The organism is Vibrio sp. (assembly GCF_047973365.1).
Classification (GTDB): Bacteria; Pseudomonadota; Gammaproteobacteria; order Enterobacterales; family Vibrionaceae; genus Vibrio.
This window is the reverse complement of sequence record NZ_JBKEBW010000015.1, coordinates 53,350-77,778: the sequence shown is the minus strand read 5'-3', so window position 1 is coordinate 77,778 and position 24,429 is coordinate 53,350. Positions and strand designations below refer to the sequence as shown.

Annotated in this window: 20 protein-coding genes and 1 riboswitch; of the genes, 9 read left to right on the top strand and 11 right to left on the bottom strand. The window is 44.1% G+C overall.

The features are described 5' to 3' along the window. Positions 1-43: 43 nt before the first annotated feature. Complete coding sequence (locus tag ACK5MF_RS02460; protein ID WP_416919029.1) at positions 44-850, top strand: alpha/beta fold hydrolase; 807 nt, start codon at positions 44-46, stop codon at positions 848-850. A gap of 80 nt (positions 851-930) precedes the next feature. On the opposite strand, the gene ACK5MF_RS02455 is transcribed toward ACK5MF_RS02460, so the two are convergent. The 3 genes from ACK5MF_RS02455 to elyC form a co-directional block, all read right to left on the bottom strand. Beyond that, positions 931-1,518 (bottom strand): TfoX/Sxy family DNA transformation protein, encoded by a 588-nt coding sequence (locus ACK5MF_RS02455; RefSeq protein WP_416919027.1) that lies wholly within the window; start codon positions 1,516-1,518, stop codon positions 931-933. Positions 1,519-1,631: 113 nt separating this feature from the next. Next, a riboswitch (cyclic di-GMP riboswitch) is annotated at positions 1,632-1,728 on the bottom strand. 159 nt (positions 1,729-1,887) lie between these two features. Then, a complete protein-coding gene (gene purR, locus ACK5MF_RS02450) occupies positions 1,888-2,895 on the bottom strand; it encodes an HTH-type transcriptional repressor PurR (RefSeq protein WP_416919025.1) in 1,008 nt (335 codons plus the stop codon). A 406-nt stretch (positions 2,896-3,301) separates the two neighbouring features. Further along, positions 3,302-4,120 (bottom strand): envelope biogenesis factor ElyC, encoded by an 819-nt coding sequence (elyC, locus tag ACK5MF_RS02445; protein WP_416919023.1) that lies wholly within the window; start codon positions 4,118-4,120, stop codon positions 3,302-3,304. A gap of 89 nt (positions 4,121-4,209) precedes the next feature. On the opposite strand from elyC, the gene cmoM reads away from it, so the two are divergent. From cmoM to mukB, 4 genes are read left to right on the top strand one after another with little or no spacing between them, the layout of a single operon-like run. Further along, positions 4,210-4,992: a tRNA uridine 5-oxyacetic acid(34) methyltransferase CmoM gene (gene cmoM / locus ACK5MF_RS02440; protein ID WP_416919021.1), complete on the top strand. Its 783-nt coding sequence runs from the start codon at positions 4,210-4,212 to the stop codon at positions 4,990-4,992. 11 nt (positions 4,993-5,003) lie between these two features. Next, complete coding sequence (mukF, locus tag ACK5MF_RS02435) at positions 5,004-6,341, top strand: chromosome partition protein MukF (RefSeq protein WP_416919019.1); 1,338 nt, start codon at positions 5,004-5,006, stop codon at positions 6,339-6,341. Further along, positions 6,322-7,065 carry a chromosome partition protein MukE gene (gene mukE, locus ACK5MF_RS02430; protein ID WP_416919017.1) on the top strand — a complete coding sequence of 248 codons (744 nt, stop codon included), beginning with the start codon at positions 6,322-6,324 and terminating at the stop codon, positions 7,063-7,065. Before mukF ends, mukE begins: the two co-directional genes overlap by 20 nt. Then, positions 7,062-11,522, top strand: a complete 4,461-nt coding sequence (mukB, locus tag ACK5MF_RS02425) for a chromosome partition protein MukB (RefSeq protein WP_416919015.1) — start codon at positions 7,062-7,064, stop codon at positions 11,520-11,522. Before mukE ends, mukB begins: the two co-directional genes overlap by 4 nt. 109 nt (positions 11,523-11,631) lie before the next feature. Here the strand turns inward: mukB and ACK5MF_RS02420 are convergent, their stop codons facing one another. The 5 genes from ACK5MF_RS02420 to cmoA all read right to left on the bottom strand — a co-directional run bounded on the left by ACK5MF_RS02420 (position 11,632) and on the right by cmoA (position 16,868). Beyond that, positions 11,632-12,600: an alpha-L-glutamate ligase-like protein gene (locus ACK5MF_RS02420; protein WP_416919013.1), complete on the bottom strand. Its 969-nt coding sequence runs from the start codon at positions 12,598-12,600 to the stop codon at positions 11,632-11,634. 1 nt (position 12,601) lies between these two features. Beyond that, a complete protein-coding gene (locus tag ACK5MF_RS02415; protein ID WP_416919011.1) occupies positions 12,602-14,110 on the bottom strand; it encodes an inactive transglutaminase family protein in 1,509 nt (502 codons plus the stop codon). A gap of 21 nt (positions 14,111-14,131) precedes the next feature. Then, positions 14,132-14,875 carry an ATP-dependent zinc protease gene (locus ACK5MF_RS02410; RefSeq protein WP_416919009.1) on the bottom strand — a complete coding sequence of 248 codons (744 nt, stop codon included), beginning with the start codon at positions 14,873-14,875 and terminating at the stop codon, positions 14,132-14,134. Positions 14,876-15,087: 212 nt separating this feature from the next. Beyond that, on the bottom strand, positions 15,088-16,059 hold the full coding sequence (gene cmoB, locus ACK5MF_RS02405) for a tRNA 5-methoxyuridine(34)/uridine 5-oxyacetic acid(34) synthase CmoB (protein ID WP_416919007.1): 972 nt from the start codon (positions 16,057-16,059) through the stop codon (positions 15,088-15,090). 80 nt (positions 16,060-16,139) lie between these two features. Then, complete coding sequence (gene cmoA / locus ACK5MF_RS02400) at positions 16,140-16,868, bottom strand: carboxy-S-adenosyl-L-methionine synthase CmoA (RefSeq protein ID WP_416919005.1); 729 nt, start codon at positions 16,866-16,868, stop codon at positions 16,140-16,142. Between the two features lie 445 nt (positions 16,869-17,313). On the opposite strand from cmoA, the gene aspS reads away from it, so the two are divergent. Together aspS and ACK5MF_RS02390 are read left to right on the top strand one after the other, a co-directional pair. Continuing rightward, positions 17,314-19,089, top strand: coding sequence for an aspartate--tRNA ligase (gene aspS, locus ACK5MF_RS02395; RefSeq protein WP_416919003.1), 1,776 nt, complete (start codon positions 17,314-17,316; stop codon positions 19,087-19,089). Positions 19,090-19,220: 131 nt separating this feature from the next. Beyond that, positions 19,221-19,799, top strand: a complete 579-nt coding sequence (locus ACK5MF_RS02390) for a thymidine kinase (RefSeq protein ID WP_416919001.1) — start codon at positions 19,221-19,223, stop codon at positions 19,797-19,799. Positions 19,800-19,883: 84 nt separating this feature from the next. Here the strand turns inward: ACK5MF_RS02390 and ACK5MF_RS02385 are convergent, their stop codons facing one another. From ACK5MF_RS02385 to ACK5MF_RS02375, 3 genes are all read right to left on the bottom strand, one after another. Next, on the bottom strand, positions 19,884-20,516 hold the full coding sequence (locus ACK5MF_RS02385) for a YdcF family protein (RefSeq protein WP_416918999.1): 633 nt from the start codon (positions 20,514-20,516) through the stop codon (positions 19,884-19,886). Next, on the bottom strand, positions 20,509-21,339 hold the full coding sequence (locus ACK5MF_RS02380; RefSeq protein WP_416918997.1) for an NAD(P)H-binding protein: 831 nt from the start codon (positions 21,337-21,339) through the stop codon (positions 20,509-20,511). The genes ACK5MF_RS02385 and ACK5MF_RS02380 overlap by 8 nt, the downstream gene beginning before the upstream one ends. 115 nt (positions 21,340-21,454) lie before the next feature. Next, positions 21,455-21,688: a TIGR02647 family protein gene (locus tag ACK5MF_RS02375; protein WP_416918995.1), complete on the bottom strand. Its 234-nt coding sequence runs from the start codon at positions 21,686-21,688 to the stop codon at positions 21,455-21,457. A 323-nt stretch (positions 21,689-22,011) separates the two neighbouring features. Between ACK5MF_RS02375 and focA the strand changes: the two genes are divergently transcribed. Together focA and ACK5MF_RS02365 are read left to right on the top strand one after the other, a co-directional pair. Beyond that, positions 22,012-22,854: a formate transporter FocA gene (gene focA / locus ACK5MF_RS02370; RefSeq protein ID WP_416919051.1), complete on the top strand. Its 843-nt coding sequence runs from the start codon at positions 22,012-22,014 to the stop codon at positions 22,852-22,854. Between the two features lie 584 nt (positions 22,855-23,438). Then, positions 23,439-24,344 (top strand): manganese-dependent inorganic pyrophosphatase, encoded by a 906-nt coding sequence (locus ACK5MF_RS02365; RefSeq protein ID WP_416918993.1) that lies wholly within the window; start codon positions 23,439-23,441, stop codon positions 24,342-24,344. Positions 24,345-24,429 lie beyond the last annotated feature (85 nt).

The following is a 24,429-nucleotide window of genomic DNA, read 5'->3' as shown; positions in this document are numbered from 1 at the left end:
TTAACCTCTGCGCTTCTATTTTACAAACAATTAAGTGGTATCAATGCCTCAAAGCATGCTTTTTCATAAAACTTACCATCATCCAACCAGTCAGGAGTGGGTGGTATTTGTTCATGGTGCAGGAGGCAGTTCATCCATTTGGTTTAAGCAAATCAAAGCCTATAAGCAGCATTTCAATTTGTTGTTTGTCGATTTACGCGGACATGGTAAATCGCCACAACTCATCAAAGATTTGATCAGCAATAAATATACGTTTAAGTCGGTAACGTTAGATGTATTGAAAGTGCTCGATCACTTAAAAATTCAACCTGCCCATTTCGTTGGAATGTCACTTGGAACCATCATAGTACGTAATCTTGCGGAACTGGCAACCGAACGGGTGAGCTCTATGGTGTTGGGCGGAGCCATCACCCGATTAAATGTGCGCTCACAAATTTTGGTAAATTTAGGTCACATGAGCAAAAATTTTTTGCCGTATATGTGGCTCTATCGTCTGTTTGCTTACATCGTTATGCCTCAGAGAAGCCAAAAGCAATCGCGGAACTTGTTTGTGAGAGAAGCGAAGAAGCTATGCCAGAAAGAGTTCAAACGCTGGTTTACTTTGACGGCTGAAATCAATCCAATGATGCGTTGTTTTCGTGATAAAGAGTTACCGATTCCAACTCTATATTTAATGGGGGAACGTGATTACATGTTTATCCAACCCGTTAAAGATATGGTGGCATTGCATGAGAAAAGCGAGCTATGGGAAATTCCTAACTGCGGTCATGTCTGCAATATTGAACAACCAGAAGTGTTTAACCGAGTGTCCCTTGATTTTATCCACAAGCAGTTAACGATTAAAGCTTAAAGTCTTTCACTTAGGCGTTTATTAGGTACAAAAAAGCACTCGGTATAAAGAGTGCTCTTTTGTTCGTTAGAATGTTAACGCTACAGTTTACGTATCAACTCATCACGACGTGTTTGAGGAATTACCGACCAATGCTTACCTTCAATTGCGCCTTCTAAAGCCCACAAAAGTTCAATACCTACAGCCGTAGTATGTGACTCTTGCACCGCTTGGTATGCCGCTACAGCGCCTTTCTGTTGCAGCATGTCAACCGATTCAATGCCAGCTTTCTTAAGCATACGTTCAGTGGCTAAACGCATATTTGGCAGATCTTTCAAACGGTCAGGCTTAGCTTTTGCTTGCGTCTCACGTTCTTGTTTTGCAACTTCCAAAGCTTGTTTTGCTTTTGCCATAATGAGTTCTGGGGTTTCCCAAACATTTTCAGGTAAAGCAAAGTATTTAGTCACAACAGGGAAACCACGTTTTTTATAAACGTATGGTTCGTATCCTTGCTGCTTGAAATTTTTTGAGGAGTGATCATCCGCACGAATATGCAGTCGGTTATTAACGACCAAAGCAAACATCGCGTCATCGATGAAAATGCCAAACCCTCCGAACATAGAACGCGATTTTACGCTTCCTAGTTGTTCAAAAAGTCGCATTGAATCTTTTAGTACTGGTTTATCCATGCTGTTAATCTCGGTGTATTAATAATACGCCACCAAATTCAGGTCCGAGAGAATAGCAAAAGAACACATTGAATATGTCAATCAATGGTCAGTTCAATGTGTGCCTTTTTGCCATCGGCAACCCCGCTACCTACCACGATGAATTAACATTATTGGTTTAGGCCGGAGGCTTTGCGTCCCATCCTTTCAAATGGTTTGCCCTGTGCGTGACATTACTTCGAAAATAATAATCAAAACTTTGAATAAGCATCACAGTTAAGTGGTGTAAATGTGATGTCGGTTCAAATAATGGGTGTTAGCTTTGCGCTTTGAACATTATGTTTTTGGTGTGAGAGCCCCAGAGAAACTAGGGCTTTGCTGATGCTAGAGTTATTTCGTGAGGTCTTTGACGGTATCGCGTTCGACAATTTCAGGATGCATTTCAAAGACACGGCGTTCGTGCTCTTTATCTTTGATACGCTCAAGCAAAATTTCGAATGCGTTTTTACCCACACGGCGTTTAGGTTGGTGGATAGTGGTTAATGGCGGAGAGAAGTACTCTGCTAGTTCAATATTGTCATAGCCGATCACTGACATATCATCAGGTACGCGAACACCTTTCTGTTGCAGGCGGGACATCAAGCCTAGAGCCATTGTGTCATTGAAACAAAATACTGCCGTTGGCATTTTATCCATGGCGATAATTTTATCCGCTGCAAGTACCGCAGTATCACATTCAAAGTTGCCTTCGAGAATCCAGTTGTCGTTTACGGTCAAATTTGCTTCTGTCATTGCTCGGCGGAAACCAGCAATACGTTCTTGGCATGCCAGTTTGTGGAGGTGGCCACTTAAACAAGCGATATCTTTGTGCCCTTTATCAATGAGGTACTTGGTTGCTAGGTAACCACCGAGTTCAGAATTATCAATAATCTTATCTGCTGTTGATGCTTCAGGGCCCCAGTCCATAATAACTTTCGGAATGTCAGCATGACTTTCCAGCATTTCTGATAGTTCTTGGGTTAAGTCAGAACACATCACCAGAATGCCATCAACACGCTTTTCTGCCAGCATGCGGATGTAGTCTCTTTGTTTCTCGTAAATACCACCGGTGTTACATAGGATCAACGTGTATCCCTGACGGTAACAGTAGCTTTCTACGCCGTCGATGACCTCTGAGAAGAACAAGTTGGTTGATTGCGTTACCAACATACCGATAGTGCGCGTAGTGTTGCATTTCAAGCTGCGTGCTACGGCACTAGGCGCATAATTCAGCTCTTTTACCGCTTCGAGAACTTTCTCTTGAGTTGCTTCAGCAACAAAGCGAGTTTTATTAATTACGTGTGATACGGTTGTGGTTGAAACGCCAGCAAGGCGAGCAACATCTTTAATCGTAGCCATAAATTTGTCCTGTTTTGACTGCTGAATTCCGCCAAATTTTGATTCACTCAAACAACGCCGATTACTGGTCGGATTCAGCAGCGGCGAAGTGAATAACACTTCTAGCCTAAAGTCACTATACCCTTCCTACTTGAAGTTGCAGCGGTGTTGGCTACGTTCGCTCACCCCAATCACATAGTTTATCTATGCTCATGGGGATTCACTCACTTGCCGCCTACCTGCAACTCCAAGTAGTTTGGGTATAAAACACAAAAACCGCTTTTAAAAGCGGTTTGCATTTTAAATAATGATTGATCTGGTTTGCTGTTGAGTTTAAACCGCAAATGGTTAGCTAGCAATGGCAAATCATGAGCGCAAAGTTAACAGTAGTCACAATTCATCGTCTAAGTTAGCCAACCGTTAAAAATCAGTTGTTTTGTGGGGCTGTTTCTTCATAGTTTGCAACATAATCACGCAATGTCTGCCATAGTTGTCCCAGGCTTTCATGCCAGAAACGCTCGGTTTGTTCAAGATAACGCGCTTTAGGTGCATACTTTTCCCAAGGTTGGGCAATATTGACTTGCGCTAAGTAGTTAGTTGGCGCAGGTATTGGATTTAAACCGGCAGATGCAAATTCTTTCATTGCTCTTTCCATATGACTAGCAGAAGTTACCAATACCAACTTTTTATTTTGTACGAAAGCTGCTGCTTGTCTTGCTTCTTCCCAGGTATCTTTCGCTGTTTCTAACAATACAATGTCAGATTTTGCAACGCCCAGCGCTAAAGCAACGCGAGCCAACATTCGAGCATGACTAAACTCGCTACCACCAGAATAACCTGAGAGGATCAGTTTTGAACCCGGATACATTCTTGAGATGCGAATGCCTTCCGCTAGACGCATAAGAGCAGTACGAGAGAGCTCTGAGGTAGGCGGAATATAATCGTCGACGACATGACCGTTACCCAACACCATTACGTAATCAACAGTGCCTTCCACTGGAAGGAAAGCAGAGTATTGACGTTCAAGCGGCATCAACAAACGGGTTGAGATAGGTTGAAACGAAATAAGAAAAAGACTAGTTAGTGAAAATAGAACGATGAGACTGCCAGTCTTACGTTTGGCAGTGAACATAATCAGCATTAAGCCGATGAATCCCACAATCAGCAGTGCTGGCAAGGGCATTAAAAAAGATGAAACAATTTTTTTCAGCTCAAACATAAACAAAATAGTCCGAAAAAACAGCACTTGATAATAAAAAGGGCGAAACCCTCTTTATTCCTGCTATTCCTATGACAAAATAGCAGCCCGAATTCGTTATCATAACTCAAGCCGCCGTGACAGAAGATCGCAATTTCGACGATATTGCCCACAAATTTGCAAAAAACATTTATGGCTCTGACAAAGGAGAAATCCGCCAAGTCATTGTTTGGGAAGATCTCACTCAGTTGTTAGCAAATTTTGCACAATCAGAAACTCCTTTGCATGTGTTAGATGCTGGAGGTGGGCTCGCACAGATGTCACAGAAGCTTGCTAAGCTTGGACATCGCATTACTTTGTGTGATCTCTCTTCTGAAATGCTCAATCTTGCCAAACAGGATATTGCCAATCATGGCTTGCTTGATCAATATCATTTGGTTCATTCTCCTGTGCAAAGTATTCAACAACACTTAGCTGAACCAGTTGATATGGTGATGTTTCACGCAGTGATGGAGTGGTTAGCAGAGCCAAAACCGGCTTTGGAAAACTTGCTAGCACAGGTTAAACCGGGTGGGATGGCGTCTATCATGTTCTACAACTATCACGGGCTGGTATATAAAAATGCGGTTTGTGGCAATATTCCTCATGTATTAGAGGGGATGCCGCATCGAAAACGATTCAAGCTCCAACCTCAAACCGGGTTACTTCCTACGGAAGTGTACCAATGGATAGAGGACGCAGGGTTTGAGATACAAGGAAAATCGGGTATTCGCTGTTTCAGTGATTATATTGGCAATGTGAAAAACATGGGCGAATACCAATACGATGATGTATTGGCTTTAGAACGAAAATTTTGTCGTCAGGAGCCATACCTCTCATTAGGCCGATACATACATGTATGGGCTAAGAAAAAACAATAACAGGAATAACAATGGGTGAGTTAACTCAGAACGCTGTTGAGCAACCTATTGATGAATTGGTTAGCTGGGTAAAACAGCATGATTTCTCATTAAATCTATCGACTGAGCGACTCGCGTTTTTAATTGCAATTGCTGTACTCAGTAACGAAAGGTTTGATGAAGAACTCGGTGAAGGCGAGTTGCATGATGCGTTCACTATAGTCACTCGAATGTTTGAAGATACAGGTGAAGCGTCGGCTTTTCGCGCTAACAACGCCATTAATGAGCTAGTTAAACAACGTCTTATCAGTCGCTTTACCAGCGAACTTACTGATGGGGCGAGCATATATCGTCTTTCGCCACTAGCGATTGGCATTACCGATTATTACGTTCGTCACAGAGAGTTTTCCAAGTTAAAACTCTCTATTCAGCTTTCTATGTTAGCTGACGAAATGGCAAAAGCTGTCGAATCTGCGCAGCAAGGTGGTTCGGTTGGACACTGGAAAAAGAACGTTTTCGGTGTGCTGAAATACTCTGTGGGTGAAATCTTTGACCGTATTGATTTAAACCAACGTGTCATGGATGAGCAGCAGCAATCCGTTAAAGAGCAAATCGCTACGCTTCTTAATAAAGATTGGCGAGAAGCGATTCACAACTGTGAAGCGCTACTTTCAGAAACGTCTTCTACGCTACGTGAACTGCAAGATACTTTGCAAACTGCAGGTGATGATCTTCAAACTCAGATTTTAGATATTCAGGAAATGGCCTACGGTGATCCTGAGCTTGAATTCATTGAAGAAACCTTATTTGGCTTGCAGATGAAACTTGATCGCATAACGAGTTGGGGTCAGCAAGCGATTGATTTGTGGATAGGTTACGACCGCCACGTACATAAGTTTATTCGTACCGCTATCGACATGGACCAAAACCGTGCGTTTAGCCAACGTCTTCGCCAGTCGTTTAGCGACTATTTTGAGCAACCTTGGTATTTAACCTATGCTGATGCGCAGCGTCTGGTGGATCTGCGTGATGAAGCGTTAATACTTCGTGATGACGAAGTGACGGGCAGCGTTCCAGATGAAGTGGAGTACGAAGAGTTTCAGCAAGTAAACGATGAACTTGCTGAAAGAATTGGCGCTATGCTGCAAGTGCATAAAGACCAAGGGCAATCGATAGATTTGGGAGCGGTATTGCGCGATTACCTCGCGACGCATCCAAAGACTCATCATTTTGATTTAGCACGAATTGTTGTTGATCAAGCGGCTCGACTCGGATACTCCGAATCGGATTACAGAGCTATTCAGCCAGATTGGCAAGCAATCAACGATTTTGGTGCAAAGGTACAAGCAAATGTCATCGACAGATATTAATCAATACATGCCAGAAAACCTGGCAAAAGCGATCAGCAATCCGCTTTTCCCTGCACTGGACAGTGCTTTGCGTGCGGGTCGACATGTTTCCAGCGACGATTTAGATAATCACGCATTCCTATCGGATTTTGAAACGGAACTGGCGCAATTTTATCAGCGCTACAACACTGAACTGGTACGTGCAGCGGAAGGTTTCTTCTATTTACGCCCACGTTCAACGACGTTAATTAGCCGAAGTATTTTATCTGAGTTGGATATGCTAGTGGGTAAAGTGTTGTGTTTCCTCTATCTTAGCCCTGAGCGTTTGGCTCATGAGGGTATCTTTACCAATCAAGAGTTGTATGAAGAGCTGCTTGCGCTAACCGATGAGAAAAAACTGATGAAGTTGGTGACCAACAGAGCGAATGGCTCAGATTTGGATAAAGAGAAACTGTTTGAAAAAGTTCGAGTATCACTTCGTCGTTTACGTCGTCTCGGCATGATTATCAATATCGGCGAAACCTCAAAATTCAGTATCAGTGAAGCGGTATTCCGTTTCGGTGCTGATGTACGAGTAGGTGACGATATGCGCGAAGCGCAACTGCGTCTTATCCGTGATGGTGAAGCCGTTGTGCATTCTCAGGAACCAAACCAACAAAATCTACTAGAGGAAGAGCTGGTAGATAAAGATTCCTTAACCGATCAAGAATTGGCCGATGACACAGAATTGGAAGGTGAAGCATGATTGAAAGAGGTAAATATCAATCGCTGACCATGATCAACTGGAACGGCTTCTTTGCTCGTACATTTGATATTGATAGCTTAGTGACGACCCTATCTGGCGGTAACGGCGCCGGTAAATCGACCACTATGGCTGCATTTATCACTGCGCTTATCCCAGATCAAAGCTTACTGCATTTCCGCAATACGACAGAAGCGGGTAGCTCGCAAGCGTCTCGTGATAAAGGTCTGTTTGGTAAATTACAGCCGGGGGCGTGTTACGCGGCACTTGATGTGGTGAACTCTCGCAAACAGCGCTTATTGTTTGGCGTTAAGCTGCAACAAGTCGCTGGTCGTGATAAGAAAGTGGATATCAAACCATTCCTTATTCAAGGCTTGCCAAGTTACATCAAGCCGACTGACATTCTCATTGAAACGGTGTCTGACAAGCATGCGCGCGTACGCCAAATCAACGATGTGAAAGCCGCAGTATCTGCGATTGAAGGTGCACACTTCAAAGCGTTCAGTTCTACCGTGGATTACCATGCGCAAATGTTTGAATTTGGCGTTCTGCCGAAGAAACTGCGCAGCAGTGGCGACCGTTCTAAATTCTATCGTTTAATTGAAGCGTCTTTATACGGTGGTATTTCAAGTGCGATTACTCGTTCGCTTCGTGATTACCTATTGCCGCAAAATGGCGGGGTAAAGAAAGCGTTCCAAGATATGGAATCGGCGCTGCGTGAAAACCGCATGACGCTTGAAGCGATCAAATCAACCCAAGCCGACCGCGATCTGTTTAAACACCTGATTACTGAATCGACCAACTACGTAGCGGCTGACTACATGCGTCATGCAAACGATCGTCGCAATAAAGTTGGTCAGACGCTTGAACTGCGTAAAGAGTTAATGAGCTCTCGTGAAACCTTGATTGAGCAAAACAGTTTGCTTAACCGAGTGCATGAAGAACTTGAAATGTTGGTTGAGCAAGAGTCTGCACTTGAGCAAGACCATCAGGGTGCTTCTGACCATCTGCAACTGGTTCAAAACGCATTGCGCCAGCAAGAGAAAATTGAACGCTATCAGGATGATCTTGAAGAGCTGAACATGCGTCTTGAAGAACAGATGATGGTGGTTGAGGAAGCTCAGGAGCGCTTATTAGAAGCCGAAGAGCAGGCGACAGTTGCTGAAGAAGAGGTGGATAGCCTTAAGACGCAACTGGCCGATTACCAACAAGCACTGGATGTTCAGCAAACCCGTGCACTGCAATACCAACAAGCATTGCAAGCGCTAGATAAAGCGCAGCAGCTATTGGGTGATGAAACCATCAGTGCTGAAAACGCCGTAGCGAAAGTGGCAGAGCTTAAGCAGCAGCAGGAAGAGCGCACTTCAGAGTTACTGTCTCTGAAACACAAACTCGATATGTCGTCTGCGGCAGCGTCCCAGTTTGAGAATGCGTTTAGCTTAGTGAAGCGCGTGTTGGGCAGTGTTGAACGCCAAGATGCAGCTCAAGAAGCAAGATCACTGATTCGTCGCGCTAATGAAGCACAACAAGTGACGCAAAACGAACAACAGTGGTATGCGCAGCAACGAGATTTAGAACGTCGTTTGGAGCAACAAACCGCTGTTCGTAAGCTCCTTGATGACTACCAAAAACAACACAACGTCACTTTGAGTGATGAAATGGCGGTTGAGCAAGAGTTAGAGCGCCATCAAGCAGTATTGGAAAACTTAGAATCGACACAAGAAGAACTGCGTGAAAAACGCAGTGAACAGCGTCGTCTGGAGCAAGATCAACTGCAGAAAATCACTCAGCTTGAGACTATTGCGCCGGCGTGGATTAAAGCCAACGATGCACTAGAAATTCTGCGTGAGCAAAGCGCTGCAGAGCTGACTAACAGCCAATCTGTTATGGCAGAAATGCAACAGGTATTGGAGCAGGAGAAAGTCCAATCCAACGCGAAAGATAAGCTTGCTGAGCGTCGTGAGGTTCTTGAGCAAGAAATTGAACGTTTAGCGTCTCCAAGTGGTTCTAACGATCCTCGCTTGAAAGGTTTAGCCGATACGCTTGGCGGTGTGTTGCTGTCAGAAATTTATGACGATATCACCATTGAAGATGCGCCCTATTTCAGTGCCATGTATGGTCCTGCACGTCACGCGATTGTGGTTTCTGACCTCACTGGTATCAAAGAAAAGCTCATTGAACTGGATGATTGCCCTGAAGATCTCTACCTGATTGAAGGTGATGTAGACGCGTTCGACGACAGTTCATTCAATGCTGAAGAACTGGATGGCGCTGTTTGTGTTCAGTTCAATGATCGTCAGATTCGTTATTCACGTCTGCCAGCTATTCCTCTGTTTGGTCGCGCAGCACGTGAACAACGTTTGGAACTACTACGTTCTGAACGTGAAGAAGTGGTGGAACAACACGCGAAAGCAGCTTTTGACTCGCAAAAGCTGCAACGTCTATACACCAGCTTCAATGAGTTTGTCGTCAAGCATCTGCACGTGGCGTTCGATGCAGACCCAGAGCAAGCAATTCTAGTGGCGCGTGATACACGTAACCAAATCGCTCGTACTCTGGCTGAGTTAGACAGTCAGGATCAACAACAACGCAGTCAGGTGCAGCTCAGCAAACAAGCGATTTCTGCCCTAGATAAAATTGCACCGAATATGTTGCTGATTGAAGACGATTCTCTAGCGGAACGAGTAGAACAAATCGCGCAAAAGATTGCTCAATTGAGTGAATCGAAAAGCTTTATTTCGGCTCATGGAAAAACCATCGCTGAGCTAGAGAAAGTGGTCAACGCGCTGGATGCAGACCCAGAGCAATTCGACGCACTGGAAGAGCAATATCAGCAAGCGGATGCACAACTTCAACAATTGAAAGCGCAGATCTTCGCATTATCTGATTTGGTGGAACGTCGTCATCACTTCGCTTATTCAGACTCCGTGGATATGTTGAGTCAAAGCAGTGAATTAAGCGAGCAGTTGAAAGCGAAGCTGGTGCAAGCGGAAAGCACTCGTAATCGCACTCGTGAAGAACTGAAACAGTCTCAAGCGCAAATTGGTCAATACAATCAGGTATTGGCATCGCTGAAGAGCTCGCATCAGGCAAAACTTGAAACGGTTCAAGAGTTTAAGCAAGAACTGCAAGAGTTCGGTGTTCATGCTGATGAAGGTGCGCTAGAGCGTGCACAGCGTCGTCGTGATGAGCTGTATGAACGTCTGCATACTTCTCGAGCTCGTAAGAGTGAATACGAACGCACTATCACTTCAACTGACCTTGAAATGAAAGCGCTGGTCAAGCGTCTTAAGAAAGTTGAGAAAGACTACCGTGACTTGCGTACTTTCGTCGTCAACGCGAAAGCGGGTTGGTGCTCTGTACTGCGTTTAGCGCGCGAAAATGATGTAGAGCATCGTCTGCACAAACGTGAACTTGCGTATCTGTCTGCGGATGAACTGCGTTCTATGTCAGATAAATCATTAGGTGCACTGCGTCTTGCTGTGGCAAACAATGAAGATCTGCGTGATGCGCTACGTCAGTCGGAAGACAATGCTCGTCCTGAACGTAAAGTATTGTTCTATATCGCGGTTTATCAGCATCTTCGCGAGCGTATTCGTCAAGACATCATTCGTACTGACGACCCAGTTGAAGCTATCGAAGAGATGGAAGTGGAGCTGGCGCGTCTAACCGAAGAGCTGACTCAACGTGAAAACCGTTTAGCTATCAGCTCTGAATCGGTGGCGAGCATTATTCGCAAAACCATTCAGCGTGAACAAAACCGAATCCGCATGCTGAACCAAGGCTTGTCAAACATCGCCTTTGGTCAGGTGAAAGGCGTTCGTCTGAATGTTAAAGTTCGTGAAAGCCATGAAATCCTATTAACAGGATTGTCAGACAACCATGAGCAGCACGGAGATCTGTTTGAAAGCTCTCGCTACACCTTCTCAGAAGCGATGGCGAAGCTATTCCAACGTGTGAACCCACATATCGATATGGGCCAGCGCTCTGCTCAGGTACTGGGCGAAGAAATGCTGGATTACCGCAACTACTTAGAACTGAGTGTTGAGGTCAGCCGTGGTTCAGATGGCTGGTTACAAGCGGAATCTGGCGCACTGTCTACTGGTGAGGCAATTGGTACTGGTCAATCAATTTTGTTGATGGTGGTCCAAAGCTGGGAAGAAGAGTCTCGTCGTCTACGCAGCAAAGACATCGTTCCATGTCGTCTGCTGTTCTTGGATGAGGCTGCGCGTCTTGACTCTAAGTCAATCGCAACGCTGTTCGAGTTGTGTGATCGCCTAGATATGCAGCTTCTGATTGCGGCTCCTGAAAACATCAGCCCAGAGAAGGGGACAACCTACAAACTGGTACGTAAGGTGTTTAAAGACCACGAGCATGTGCATGTCGTCGGTCTGCGAGGTTTTGGACAAACAGAAAAGCTGAAATCAGAAGAACAACTACTAGTTGAAGAGCTAAGCTAAACATTAGCAATTTATCAAGCGCCTTCTATTTTGAAGGCGTTTTTCTCTATACAAAAAGCCAGAGATATTTAATCTCTGGCTAAGCAGTTTTTAACAGTTTTTAACGGACTTATTTAACACCAAAGTGCTTGGCCGCATAAGCAACACGCTCTTCTGCTGATGGGTAAATCATCGGCGTACCTAGGCTTTCAATATGTTGCAGGCGAGGCAGAAGGCCTGCGCCGTTTGCTATTTGAATAGCAAGACCTGGACGAGCATTGAGCTCTAACACCATAGGTCCTTCATCTTTATCAAGAACCATATCTGTTCCCATGTAACCCAATCCCGTCATTTCCCAAGCGCTGGCTGCCAGCGTTAATAAACGCTGCCAATGCGGAACCTCAAGAGTTTTGAGCTCTTTGCCTGTATCTGGATGAAGCTTAACAGGGCGGTTGAACTGAACGGCACGTACGGCTTTTCCTGTGGCGATATCTATACCTACACCAACCGCTCCTTGGTGCAGGTTGGCTTTACCATCAGAGGCGGAAGTCGAAAGACGCATCATTGCCATTACCGGGTAGCCTTTAAATACGATGATACGGACATCTGGTACACCTTCATAACTGAAGCCGTCAAAACAGTCATCAAACTTGATTAGGTTTTCAACTACAGCTACGTCGTTCTTACCACCCAAAGAGAATAAACCCGCAAGCGCATTACTCACATGGCGCTCGACGTCTTCCTTGTTTATGGTCGAGCCCGAAGGCTTGGTGTACACACCATCTTTGTGTGAGGTGATAACCAGAATACCTTTACCGCCACTACCTCGTGCTGGCTTAATCACAAAGCCCGGCCAGTCTTTGACCATTTCATGGATGTGTTTAACATCACCTTGGTTACTCACAACACCAATAAGCTTTGGTACGGTAGCGCCCGCCCGCTGTGCAATAATTTTGGTCTTTAACTTGTCATCCACCAATGGGTATTTAGAACGGTCATTGTAGCGACCAATGTAAGCGTGGTTGCGCTTATTCATTCCCATCACCCCTTTACGTTTTAGTTTAAAGGGGGAGGTGTATTCGGAGAGATTTAAAAACATATTAATCTCCGTCTACCAGAGGCTTGAATCGACGTAACTCAGTAATACGGTAACCGGTATATGTACCTAGCAGCAAAATTACACCTAAAACGATTAGCTGTAAGCCAATGAAGTTAAAGGTTAAGTGCTGTACATATGAGTTAGTCATAGCCAAGTAAATCAACACCGCTGTCAGTAGTGAACCACCACCTTGCAGCAAGACTTCTTTCGCTCCTTCTTCCTCCCAAAGAATCGACATCCGCTCGATAGTCCAGGACAGGATAATCATAGGGAAGAATGTAATCGTTAAGCCTTCGGTTAAGCCAATCTTAAAGGCGACAACAGTGAAGACGGAGATAATCAAAATTACCGCAATAATGACGGCAGATATTCGCGCCACCAGTAGCAAGTTAAGTTTCGACAAATAACTTCGGATAATCAGACCAGTACCCACGATTAATAAGAAGCCAGCAATACCTGTGGCTAATTGTGTTTGTACAAACGCAACCGCGATCAGCACTGGCATAAATGTGCCAGATGTTTTTAAACCAATGATGACGCGAAGGAACACCACAATCAGTGCACCAATCGGAATCAACATAATGGTTTTAAACATAGCTTGTTCTTCTAACGGCAAGCTGTGAATCGAAAGGTTCAATAAACCGTCAGATTCAACCTTGTTGTCGGTGGCTTGTTGGGGTGTCACTTCTTGAGCAATCATGCTGAAATGTACTTGGCTGTTACGTCCACCGATCACATCAAGCAGTGAGACATTTGATTCATCCCATACAAGAAGGTTTGGATGTGTTGGTTGCGTGCCTGTTTCAGGGTTAAATAGTACCCATTTCTTACCATCCCACACTTGGTTCATGTGCTGAATGGTTTGGCGACGACGACCATCTTCAAGGTGAATAACACCGACGACTTTATTGGGGATTTGTGCGTAAGAAAGCAGTTTCTCTGCTGCTTCTACTTTGCTCATTTTATCGGTTAGTAGTGCGGCGTTTTGGCTTTCTGAGTCGTTAAGATTTTTGATGAGTTCGCGAGAGAAAGAGATATCGTCAGCAGAGCGTTCGGTCGCACGATTAATCAGCCCAATGACAGCTGTTTCTACAGGCCCGTCAAAAGTAGGTTTTACCACTTCTTGCATGGGGGGAACCATGGTGACTTTTGCTTGTGGGTCGACTAAGAATTGAGTTTTGTAGTAAATCGTTTGAGGGCCTTGAGCTTGGCGAATCGACCATTCTGCACGTCGACCTGTTTGGTCACTGACATAAGAAACACCGTAACCTGGAGAAGAGGCAGTTTCGCCGATAAGGGTGTAACCATCTTGGGTGTGGGGAGCAGCAAGGGAGACCTTAGCTTCCTTACCTAGCGCGTTAAATTCTATCCTAGCTTCAATATCCCAAACTTGGCGGGTTTCTCCCGGGGTCCATGGTACTCCATAGTCTTGATGACGGAGTACGCTCAAAGCAATCCCGGCGGCAATCAGTAAGAATACTGATAGGAAAAACGGAACTCTTGACGTCATAAGTTACCTTTATTTTTGTTATTAATTTGTCTCTGTATGAATGTACTTCCGACTCACATCCACTACAGCTATGTCACGAATAAACTCGCGGCCAAGGAGAATAGGATGGCTCATTTGCGAGCGGTCTGCTAGCGTAAATTCAGTTTTTTCGTTGATATTACCAATTTTAACCCATAACTGAACAACTGCACGTCTTTCAGTCTCTTCAGTGGTTGATTGACGGATTCGAACATACCGTACAATAGGTGATTCTATCCAATTAGAATCGTCGGTTTTTTTTTCGCCGTCAGATAAATGAAAGCGGACCCATTGTTTGCCGTTACGTTCAAATTCTGAAATATCAATCGCATTTAGAGATGAGGTAGCGGCACCAGTGTCTACACGCGCATCAAACGTTTGTTCTAACGCTTTAACCTCAACATGTTCAATCTCACCTAAGACCAGTTTATGTTGTGATTGCAACTTAGATTCAGTTTTCTTTTTTGTTGGTTGCACCTGTTGAATGATTTTGGGTTCAGGCTTTTCGGCGGCGATGGATTTTAGCTCTTTAACATTTTCGGCTAAGGTCAGAACTTTGCTTTCGAGACTATCAATGTAATCACTTTGGTTACTAAGCTGGAGTTCCAAATTGGTTATTTCATTGGTGATCTGAGAATTCGACTGCTGAATAGCAGTAAGAGTGGCTTGGTGATATTCAGCCCCATTCATTAGGGAACAACCGGCAAGTATGCTTAGAGCCAAGATTGGTGCGATGCGCTTAAACATTTACGACCTTATTTATTTGTTTTTACAGTAATAATTTAGACAAGGATCATGATTTTATCCTTGCGCTAGAATAGCTTTGAATAAGACGGTGAGAGTTAAAACTGTGTCAAAAATCCTTTATTTGCTTCACTTCTAAGGTGCATTTTATGCCTAATCAACTTAGAGAGACTTAGCCGTCACTCTAAGCTCATATAAGGCTGTGGTCTACATAATTACGGATTCTTTGCCAGCAAAATTGCGCGTCTTGGGGCGGGGTAGCCTTCAACTGTTTTGGTCGGGTCATTCGCATCAATGTAATCTGGCAGCGAGTTATGTGTCATCCATTCAGTGCTACGTTGCTCACCCAATGAGGTGACGTTCTCATCAACGATTCTTACCTCAACAAAGCCCACTTTTTCTAACCAAGCTTTTAATGCCAACGCCGATGGGAAAAAATATACATTGCGCATTTGTGCGTAGCGGTCAAAGGGAACTAATACCGCGTTTTCATCACCTTCAATCACAAGAGTCTCTAGTACAAGTTCACCACCAGAGACTAACTGGTTTTTCAACTGAATAAGATGATCGATAGGTGAACGACGATGATAAAGCACACCCATGCTAAACACGGTATCAAAAGCTTTTAATTCAGGCAGTTGCTCAATGCCTAATGGTAATAAGTGAACTCTTTGGTTGTTTCCCATTAATTTACGTACCGCTTCGAACTGAACGAGGAACAGTTCAGAAGGATCGATGCCAATCACTTGATAAGCGCCTTCGCCTAGCATTCGCCACATGTGGTAGCCGTTACCGCAGCCAACATCTAATACCGAACGGTTCGCAAGCGGAGAAATGTGCGGAAGCAGACGCTCCCATTTCCAGTCTGAACGCCATTCAGTATCAATATGAATACCGTGTAGGTGGTAAGGACCTTTACGCCAAGGGTGAAATGTTTTTAAAAGGTTCTCTAGTTTTTTCTGCTCACCGGTAGAAAGGGGGTGGTTATTGTTTACCGTTACCGACTCTTTTAAGTCGATATTATCTGGTTGTGAGCCAGAGATTTTGTTCAGCGCGCGTAACCAGTGATCCAAATCACCGTGAGGTTGTTGTTGCCAGTCAGTAAGCTGCTGCGGCAATACATTGAGCCAAGGTTGTAGGCGAGTGTCTTGCGCAAGCAATTGATAGACATTAGCAAAATTCAACATGGAGAATCCTAATTTAAAACAAAGACCCTAAAACAAAACGAATGACTGAAGATAAGGGTGACACTTCAGCCTCCAAAATCTTATTTGATGGCGAACATTGAGCCGAAGTTAAAGCACTGAAACCAAACCTCAAAACTAGAGAAACCGAGTTTTGCGAAACGCTCTTTGTGCAGTTCAACCGAATCTGGGCGCATAACGTTTTCAATCGCACTGCGTTTTTGGCTGATTTCCAGTTCGCTGTAGCCATTTGCTCGTTTGAAATCGTGGTGCAGATCGATCAGCAGTTCGTGAGCGCTTTGGTTATTGAAGACGAACTTCTCTGAGACAATTAAAATGCCGCCCGGACGCAAACCTTTATAGATTTTTTCTAGCAGAGTATAGCGATCTTCCGGTGATAAAAATTGCAGCGTGAAGTTCAACACCACCATAGAGGCATTGCTGATTTCGATATCGCGGATATCTGCTTCAATCACCGCTACTGGTGTGTCAGAACGGTAAGCATTGACGTGTAACTTGCAACGTTCAACCATAGCGTGTGAGTTATCCACCGCAATAATATTGCAACCTTCCTGTTGAATGTGTCGGCGCATAGAAAGTGTCGCTGCACCAAGAGAACAACCAAGGTCGTAAACTTGAGTGTTTGGCTTAACAAATCGTTCAGCCAACATACCAATGGCTGAAATAATGTTGCTGTATCCGGGAACCGAACGTTGAATCATGTCCGGAAAGACTTCAACCACACGCTCATCAAACGTGAAATCGCCAATCTTATCGATTGGAGCAGAAAAGATAGTGTCTTTGGGGTTCATTGTTGACCTCACGACGATGCAATGCCGACTTAAACAGTCGATGGTTCAAGAAAAGGCGCGTATTTTATGAAAAAATGTTGTGTCTGTCATTAGTACCATTCCAACATCACGCTGATTTATGTTTTTTGTCTATCGTCACGATAGTTTTGAAGAGCACGATACTTTAGCGCTATAATCAGCGCCAATTTTCCATCGTTGATGATGCTTTTATCGCTATTATGGCGCTTTATTGTACTAAATATCAGCAACGATGGATAAAACACAACAAATTGTATTCTGGAAGGTCGATTTTAACTATCTTTCAGCGTATAAATGGAACTTTTCCGCAGCAGAGTCATTTTCAAAGTAACACTGTTCTTAGGAACGACTGTTCTTAGGAACGGCTTTGAGGTATGACTGTGTTGCATAGAATTTGATGACTTATTTAGAGATTGGGAATTTCATTATGCGTAGCCATTATTGTGGTCACCTGAACAAGTCCCTTGCAGGACAAACTGTGGAGCTGTGCGGTTGGGTTAACCGTCGTCGTGATTTAGGCGGTCTTATCTTCATTGATATGCGAGATCGTGAAGGTATCGTTCAGGTAGTTGTTGATCCGGATATGGCAGACGTTTTTGCAGTTGCAAACCAACTGCGTAATGAATTCTGTATCAAGTTAACCGGTGAAGTTCGCACTCGTCCAGAAAGCCAAATCAACAAAGATATGGCAACCGGTGAAGTAGAAATCCTAGCAACAGGTCTTTCTATCATTAACCGTAGTGATGTTCTGCCGTTAGACTTCAACCAAAAGAACTCTGAAGAGCAACGTCTGAAGTATCGTTACTTGGACTTACGTCGTCCAGAAATGAGCGACCGCATTAAGCTGCGTGCAAAAGCATCAAGCTTTGTTCGTCGTTTCCTAGACAGCAACGATTTCCTGGATATCGAAACACCAGTACTGACTAAAGCAACACCTGAAGGTGCTCGTGACTACTTGGTTCCAAGCCGTGTTCACAAAGGTAGCTTCTACGCGCTTCCTCAATCACCACAGCTATTTAAACAGCTGTTGATGATGTCTGGTTTTGACCGTTACTACCAAATCGTTAAGTGTTTCCGCGACGAAGATTTACGTGCTGATCGCCAACCTGAATTCACTCAGATCGATATCGAAACGTCATTCATGAGCGCAGAGCAAGTGCGTGCTGTTACTGAGAAAATGATTCGTGAAATGTGGCTAGAGTTGAAAGGTGTAGACTTGGGTGAGTTCCCAATCATGCCTTACTCAGAAGCTTTGCGTCGTTTCGGTAGCGACAAGCCAGACCTACGTAACCCGCTAGAGCTAGTTGATGTTGCTGATCTACTTAAAGAGATAGACTTCAAAGTATTCTCAGGCCCAGCGAACGACGAGAACGGCCGTGTGGCTGCTCTACGCGTACCTGGCGGTGCTGCATTGAGCCGTAAACAAATCGATGAGTACACTGCATTCGTAGCGATTTACGGTGCGAAAGGTTTGGCATGGATGAAGGTGAATGATCTAGCAGCAGGCGCTGAAGGCATTCAATCTCCAGTAGCGAAATTCCTGACTGAAGAAATCATTGCGTCAATCATCGAACGTACTGGTGCTCAAAATGGCGATATCATCCTATTTGGTGCAGACAAAGCGAACATCGTTGCTGAAGCAATTGGTGCGCTACGTCTGAAAGTAGGTAAAGACCTAGAGCTAACAGATACTTCAGCTTGGGCTCCTCTATGGGTTATCGACTTCCCAATGTTTGAAAGCGACGGTGAAGGTAATGTTGCAGCAATGCACCACCCATTCACGTCTCCTCTGAACATGACTCCGGAAGAGTTGAAGGCGAACCCGACTGCTGCGCTATCTAACGCATACGACATGGTACTAAACGGCTACGAAGTCGGTGGTGGTTCAGTTCGTATTCACGATGCGAAAATGCAGGCAGCGGTATTCGATATCCTAGGTATTGAAGCAGCAGAGCAACAACTTAAGTTCGGTTTCCTATTGGATGCACTGAAGTTTGGTACGCCTCCACACGCGGGTCTCGCATTCGGTCTTGACCGTCTAGTGATGTTGCTATGTGGCACAGATAACATCCGTGATGTTATTGCGTTCCCTAAAACAACCGCTGCTGCGTGTTTGATGACAGATGCGCCAAGTTTGGCAAACCCTGCCGCTCTTGAAGAACTGGCGATTGCGGTAACCGTTGCCAAAGAAAAAGCAGAATAACAACTGCGAAATGTTTAGGGTGGCGAGTTAGCCACCCTTTTTGTTATTTATAGGTGAGATCAAGGCATGCAAAGTCTTCACTTTGTATACTGCCGTGCGATTTTACCAACATTTAGATAGGAAATTTTCCCTTGGCTCAGATGTATTTCTACTACTCTTCGATGAATGCGGGCAAATCGACGACATTGCTGCAATCTTCTTTTAACTACCAAGAGCGGGGTATGAATCCAGTTATTTTTACTGCTGCCATCGATGACCGTTATGGGGTGGGTAAAGTGAGCTCTCGAATCGGCTTGGAAGCTGAAGCACAACTTTTTCAAGCAGATACGGATCTTTATGCTGCGGTTAGTCAACTGAATCAGGAGTTGAAACGCCACTGTATTATGGTTGATGAATGTCAGTTTCTATCCAAGGAGCAGGTTTATCAGTTGACGGAAGTGGTTGATAAACTTCATATCCCAGTGCTGTGTTATGGTTTGCGTACAGACTTTCTTGGTGAGCTGTTTGAAGGCAGTAAATATCTGCTTTCATGGGCGGATAAACTGGTAGAGCTGAAAACCATTTGCCACTGCGGACGCAAAGCGAACATGGTTATCCGTACGGATGAGCACGGCAATGCCATATCAGAAGGTGATCAGGTTTCTATTGGTGGTAATGATAAATACGTTTCTGTCTGCCGAATGCATTACAAAGAAGCGTTAGGCAAGTAGCGTTTAGAAATTGAAAAGGATGGCAATAGCCATCCTTTTTATCTTTCATCGGCCTGTTGATCATTCATCAGCGAGGACGCTCGATTAAACCGCTAAAGGTTTTAATGCCAGATAGGCTTGCAGTACGTCTTCAGGTATTTCCTGCTCTATTTGGAAGCCTTTCGCAGGATAGCTCTGAATACGTTCAAAATCACCGATCAGCGCTTCAATCACAAAATCCAATGTCAGATCTTCAGTTAAATAGTCAAAGAAGCTGTTGGCTTGCGAAGTCACTTGCAAAGACTCTAACTCTTCTGGCCATTGCTGCATAAATGTTGCGTAGGCTCTTCTTTCCATATAAGGTTTTTGCACCAATAGAATTCGTTTGGCAGTGATGCCTTTTTTCTTGAGTAGTTCATAGGTGAAATGGACATTTTCGCCGCTGTTCGTTGAGCGAGGCTCTAGCAAAATAGCTTCACTCGGTAAGCCGCCATCTTTCGCAACCTGGGCGAAAGTTACCGCTTCACTGCGTTCAAAGAGTCCTTCAGTAAAGCGTCCATGACCGCCGGAAAAAACAAGTAGAGGTGCTAAACCTTGATGGTAAAGAGATGTCGCAACTTCAGCTACGCGCGTATCATTGCTGCCGAGCACAATGATAACGTCCGCCTTTTCAAGTTGGTGTCCCATCTGCATATATTGCCAAAGCGTTTCTAAATGCTGATAAATTCGTTTACTCATCGCCTTTCAAGGCCTCCAGAGTGTGAGAATAGTGAAACGTGTATCCCGTGTTCATAAGTTTGTCGCTAACGATTCGTTTGTCCGCGATATCAACAATGGGAGGGAGAGCGTCGTCTAAATTTGCGGCGTTAAGAGCGGCTTGGTAGAACTCAGCTTTACTTACCGTCGTTGGAGTCGTGGCATTTACAATCGTATGGTTGAGATGTTCAATAGCAAAGACCGTAACTCCGATAGCGTCAGCTAAATGCAGCATGTTTGCAGGGGCTAATCGACTCACTTGCTTGAGCTTAGAAGCGAAGCGGGCAGGGTGACGATTGGGGCCAATCAAACCACTGCATCGAACAATGACGTAGTTCAAGCCCGAGTCTATTACAGTTTGTTCTGCCTGCAACATCTTCTTCGCATTGGCTGAGAATTCATCGTTATTTGTCGCCAGTTCAAGAGAAGCATCGCGTTCATACATATCTTGAGCGCGGTCGGGGTAGACGGTGGTTGAACTTATCATAATGATTTTTTGAACCCCTGCTGCATTAGCTTGCCCACAGAGCGCTTGCCATTGGCTTATGTATTCATCCCCTTGTCCACGGCGAAAACCCGGAGGAAAGCTACCGACAACGGTATCAATGTTGTATTCGGCAAGTGTGTCAGCAAGGTTCTGCGGGTTATTGAGGTCACAGATGAAACCGCATATGCCGTTCTCGGCTAATTCTAATAACCCAGATTCAGCGGTTCTGCTAGCACAGACAATATGTCCAAGTTCTTTCAGCCTTTTAGCTAGCGACAAGCCTAACCAGCCAGCACCGATAATAGCGATTCGATTCATTGCGTTATTCCATATCTATTTGATTAAAATGAGACTTTCGTTTCTTGGTATGAAATACGAATAAAGAAAGAGCGCCATCGGCGCTCATTCATATTCAATCAAGGATGTGTAAGCTTTAAGCCGTTAACACTCGCAGAATACGGTCGGCTTTCTCTGCCATCTCGATACCCTCATCGGTTAGGTATCCACCATCTGGCAATGTGCATAGACCTTTACTATGTAGTCGTTTTGCAGCTTCTTGCATCGCGTCACCCGCTTCACTATGTACTTTAATACCTGTTGCAGAACTGCTGATATCAAATTGAACAAGAAGGTTTAATTCATCTAAGTGTTGTTGGGAAAATTTCATGACACACCCTTTTTACTCGTTAAGTTAACTTCACAATAGGCGTAGCGTTACAAAGACGCAATCATCGAAAAACAGAAGTGTTATCTAGAACCAGTATGGGCGTTTTTTGCCCACGACAAAACCTGTACAAAGGCTCTGAAAAATTACTTATAGTTATTAAAATGTTATTTTTTATTATTAATCGGTAGTGGATTTATTGCTCAAGTATGCAGAATTAATCTCAGAATAAACATTTTTAGTGAACATAAAAATAGCCCTTGAATAATCGCGGATTTGGAGCGATTATCGCGCACTCTTGTATCAAAATGTAACTTTTAATTATGTTGGAACATAGTCAATTCGATTCGTTGCTACCTCCACAAATGGCTGAACGTGCTGCTGAAACTGGGGTGGGTAAGGCAAGCAAAGCCGCGTATAAATCTTTCCTTCTAGCCATTTCTGCGGGTATTCATATTGGTATTGCATTTGTGTTTTATACCGTAGTGACAACAGGGGCGCATGATTTACCTTATGGCGTAACGAAACTTTTAGGCGGTATAGCTTTTAGTTTAGGTCTTATTCTTGTCGTCATTACAGGAGGCGAATTATTTACCAGTACAGTGCTTACTCTGGTTGCTAAGGCGAGCGGAAAAATTTCATGGCAGCAACTGATGAAAAACTGGATGGTTGTCTATTTAGGGAATCTTGCCGGTTCGTTTCTTCTAGTCGCAATTATGCTTGCTACTCGCCAATATATGGAAGATAGTGGTCAGCTTGGTCTTAACGCGATGGCAATTTCACAACACAAACTCCACCATACTTTTCTTCAAGCATTTTCTCTGGGATTGATGTGTAACATTCTGGTCTGTTTAGCTGTGTGGATGACATTTAGTGCGCGCTCACTGACGGATAAAGTGATGGTGTTAGTGTTACCTGTGGCTATGTTCGTGTCTTCTGGCTTTGAACACTGCATTGCAAATATGTTTCAGGTTCCTATGGCTATTGGTATTAAAATTTTTGCACCGGAAGCATTTTGGCAAATGACGGGAGCAAACATTGCTGACTATGCGGACTTAAACATGATGGAATTCATCGTGAATAACTTGATTCCAGTAACTTTGGGTAACATTGTTGGTGGCGGCGTGTTTGTCGGCATGTGGTACTGGTTGATCTATCTAAAAGATTAAGCTACTAAGCTAATATTATTGGTAATCTACATAAGAAAAGCGGCTAAAATGCCGCTTTTTGATTGATATTCATTCTAAACTATTGTTGCACAACAAAACCGTTTATTCACCTTATCCACAATTTCTGTGGATAACCTGTTTTAAATACCGTGAGTAAACACAACTGAATGATTTGTGCGGCAATTGTGCACAAATTGCGTGCGACAGCTGCACTGTTTTAGGTTGTAAAACAGTGGTGGTAATTTGTACTAAGTTACAAGTTTTAGTCACGAAACTGCACGTTTATCTGACTTTTTTTAGTAAAAGTAGCCTTTAACGTTAAATGAATAGATAAAGTGAGCGAAATTGTCATCATCGCAAAGGTGGTCATCTTAATCATCAACTGGTATTTGATGGCGACTAGAGGCGATTATCTCCCCAAAATGTGTATACTTTTCCTACTTGAAGTTGCAGAACCAACCAATAAAAATAGTTCAGTGAGTCACTCTTTATTGATTTAGCTCCATGAAGAGTTTTGCAAAATAAGTACAGTACTCATCTTTATGTGTTGTTTACCCTCAAGGGTCAGAATAATAGGAACAGTGATGATTTTAGTAGTCGGTCATAAGAATCCAGACAGTGATAGTATTTGTAGCGCTCTGGTTGCTGCAGAGTTGTTGAAAGCTCGTGGTTTAGAAGCGAAGGCTGTGCGTCAGGGAGAGATTAACCGTGAGACGCAACATATCTTGACGACCGCAGATGCAGAGCAACCTGAACTGTGCACAAGCGTTGCCGGTGAGAAAGTATGGTTAGTTGATTACACAGATCTAGCACAAGCACCTGACGATTTAAATGATGCAGAAATACTCGGCATTGTTGACCACCATCGTTTAGGTGATGTGATGACAGTGAATCCGCTGGAAGCTTGGATTTGGCCTGTGGGTTGTACTAGCACCATTCTTTTCAATCTGTTCAAAATGGAAAATGCAGTAATCACTAAGCAAACGGCAACGCTAATGATTTCAGCGATTCTTTCCGATACAGTAGGCTTTGCTTCTCCAACTTGTACGCAAAAAGATAAAGATGCGGTTACTGAATTAGCTGTTTTGGCTGAAATCGCAGATTTGGATGCATTTATTCAAGCTCTTCTGATCGCGAAAACAGACATCGCAGGTCTGTCTGCTGCGCAATTGGTAGAGAAAGATCTGAAAGCATACCCTTTTAATGGTCGTGATGTTGTTGTTGGTCAAATTGAATTAGCGACGTTAGACCAAGTAGCAACTATGATTGATGCGCTAGAAGCGGATTTGGCACGTCGTTGCGAAGAAGATAAACTCGCATTTGCAGCTTTAATGCTGACTGACATCACTACAGCACAAACTCGTTTGCTGTTTAAAGGTGAGTGGTCAGATAAACTGGCGAAGCATCTCACCGATGGAGTATTGATGATGGAGAATACTCTTAGCCGTAAGAAGCAAGGTTGGCCTTGGTTACAGACTGAGCTAGCTTAATCGCTGATTTCGGGTATGATGCCCAACCTATAAAGGTTTTAACGCCCATAGCTTAGAAACTGCTGTGGGCGTTTTATTTGGAGGC

Bases quoted from the DNA above. Each gene is read 5' to 3' on its own strand.
- mukF (WP_416919019.1), top strand. From the start codon at position 5,004: ATGGGTGAGTTAACTCAGAACGCTGTTGAGCAACCTATTGATGAATTG.
- cmoB (WP_416919007.1), bottom strand. From the start codon at position 16,059: ATGTTGAATTTTGCTAATGTCTATCAATTGCTTGCGCAAGACACTCGC.
- ACK5MF_RS02410 (WP_416919009.1), bottom strand. From the start codon at position 14,875: ATGTTTAAGCGCATCGCACCAATCTTGGCTCTAAGCATACTTGCCGGT.
- ACK5MF_RS02380 (WP_416918997.1), bottom strand. From the start codon at position 21,339: ATGAATCGAATCGCTATTATCGGTGCTGGCTGGTTAGGCTTGTCGCTA.
- ACK5MF_RS02375 (WP_416918995.1), bottom strand. From the start codon at position 21,688: ATGAAATTTTCCCAACAACACTTAGATGAATTAAACCTTCTTGTTCAA.
- aspS (WP_416919003.1), top strand. From the start codon at position 17,314: ATGCGTAGCCATTATTGTGGTCACCTGAACAAGTCCCTTGCAGGACAA.
- ACK5MF_RS02385 (WP_416918999.1), bottom strand. From the start codon at position 20,516: ATGAGTAAACGAATTTATCAGCATTTAGAAACGCTTTGGCAATATATG.
- cmoA (WP_416919005.1), bottom strand. From the start codon at position 16,868: ATGAACCCCAAAGACACTATCTTTTCTGCTCCAATCGATAAGATTGGC.
- purR (WP_416919025.1), bottom strand. From the start codon at position 2,895: ATGGCTACGATTAAAGATGTTGCTCGCCTTGCTGGCGTTTCAACCACA.
- ACK5MF_RS02455 (WP_416919027.1), bottom strand. From the start codon at position 1,518: ATGGATAAACCAGTACTAAAAGATTCAATGCGACTTTTTGAACAACTA.
- ACK5MF_RS02460 (WP_416919029.1), top strand. From the start codon at position 44: ATGCCTCAAAGCATGCTTTTTCATAAAACTTACCATCATCCAACCAGT.
- ACK5MF_RS02420 (WP_416919013.1), bottom strand. From the start codon at position 12,600: ATGTTTTTAAATCTCTCCGAATACACCTCCCCCTTTAAACTAAAACGT.
- ACK5MF_RS02415 (WP_416919011.1), bottom strand. From the start codon at position 14,110: ATGACGTCAAGAGTTCCGTTTTTCCTATCAGTATTCTTACTGATTGCC.
- mukB (WP_416919015.1), top strand. From the start codon at position 7,062: ATGATTGAAAGAGGTAAATATCAATCGCTGACCATGATCAACTGGAAC.
- mukE (WP_416919017.1), top strand. From the start codon at position 6,322: ATGTCATCGACAGATATTAATCAATACATGCCAGAAAACCTGGCAAAA.
- ACK5MF_RS02365 (WP_416918993.1), top strand. From the start codon at position 23,439: ATGATTTTAGTAGTCGGTCATAAGAATCCAGACAGTGATAGTATTTGT.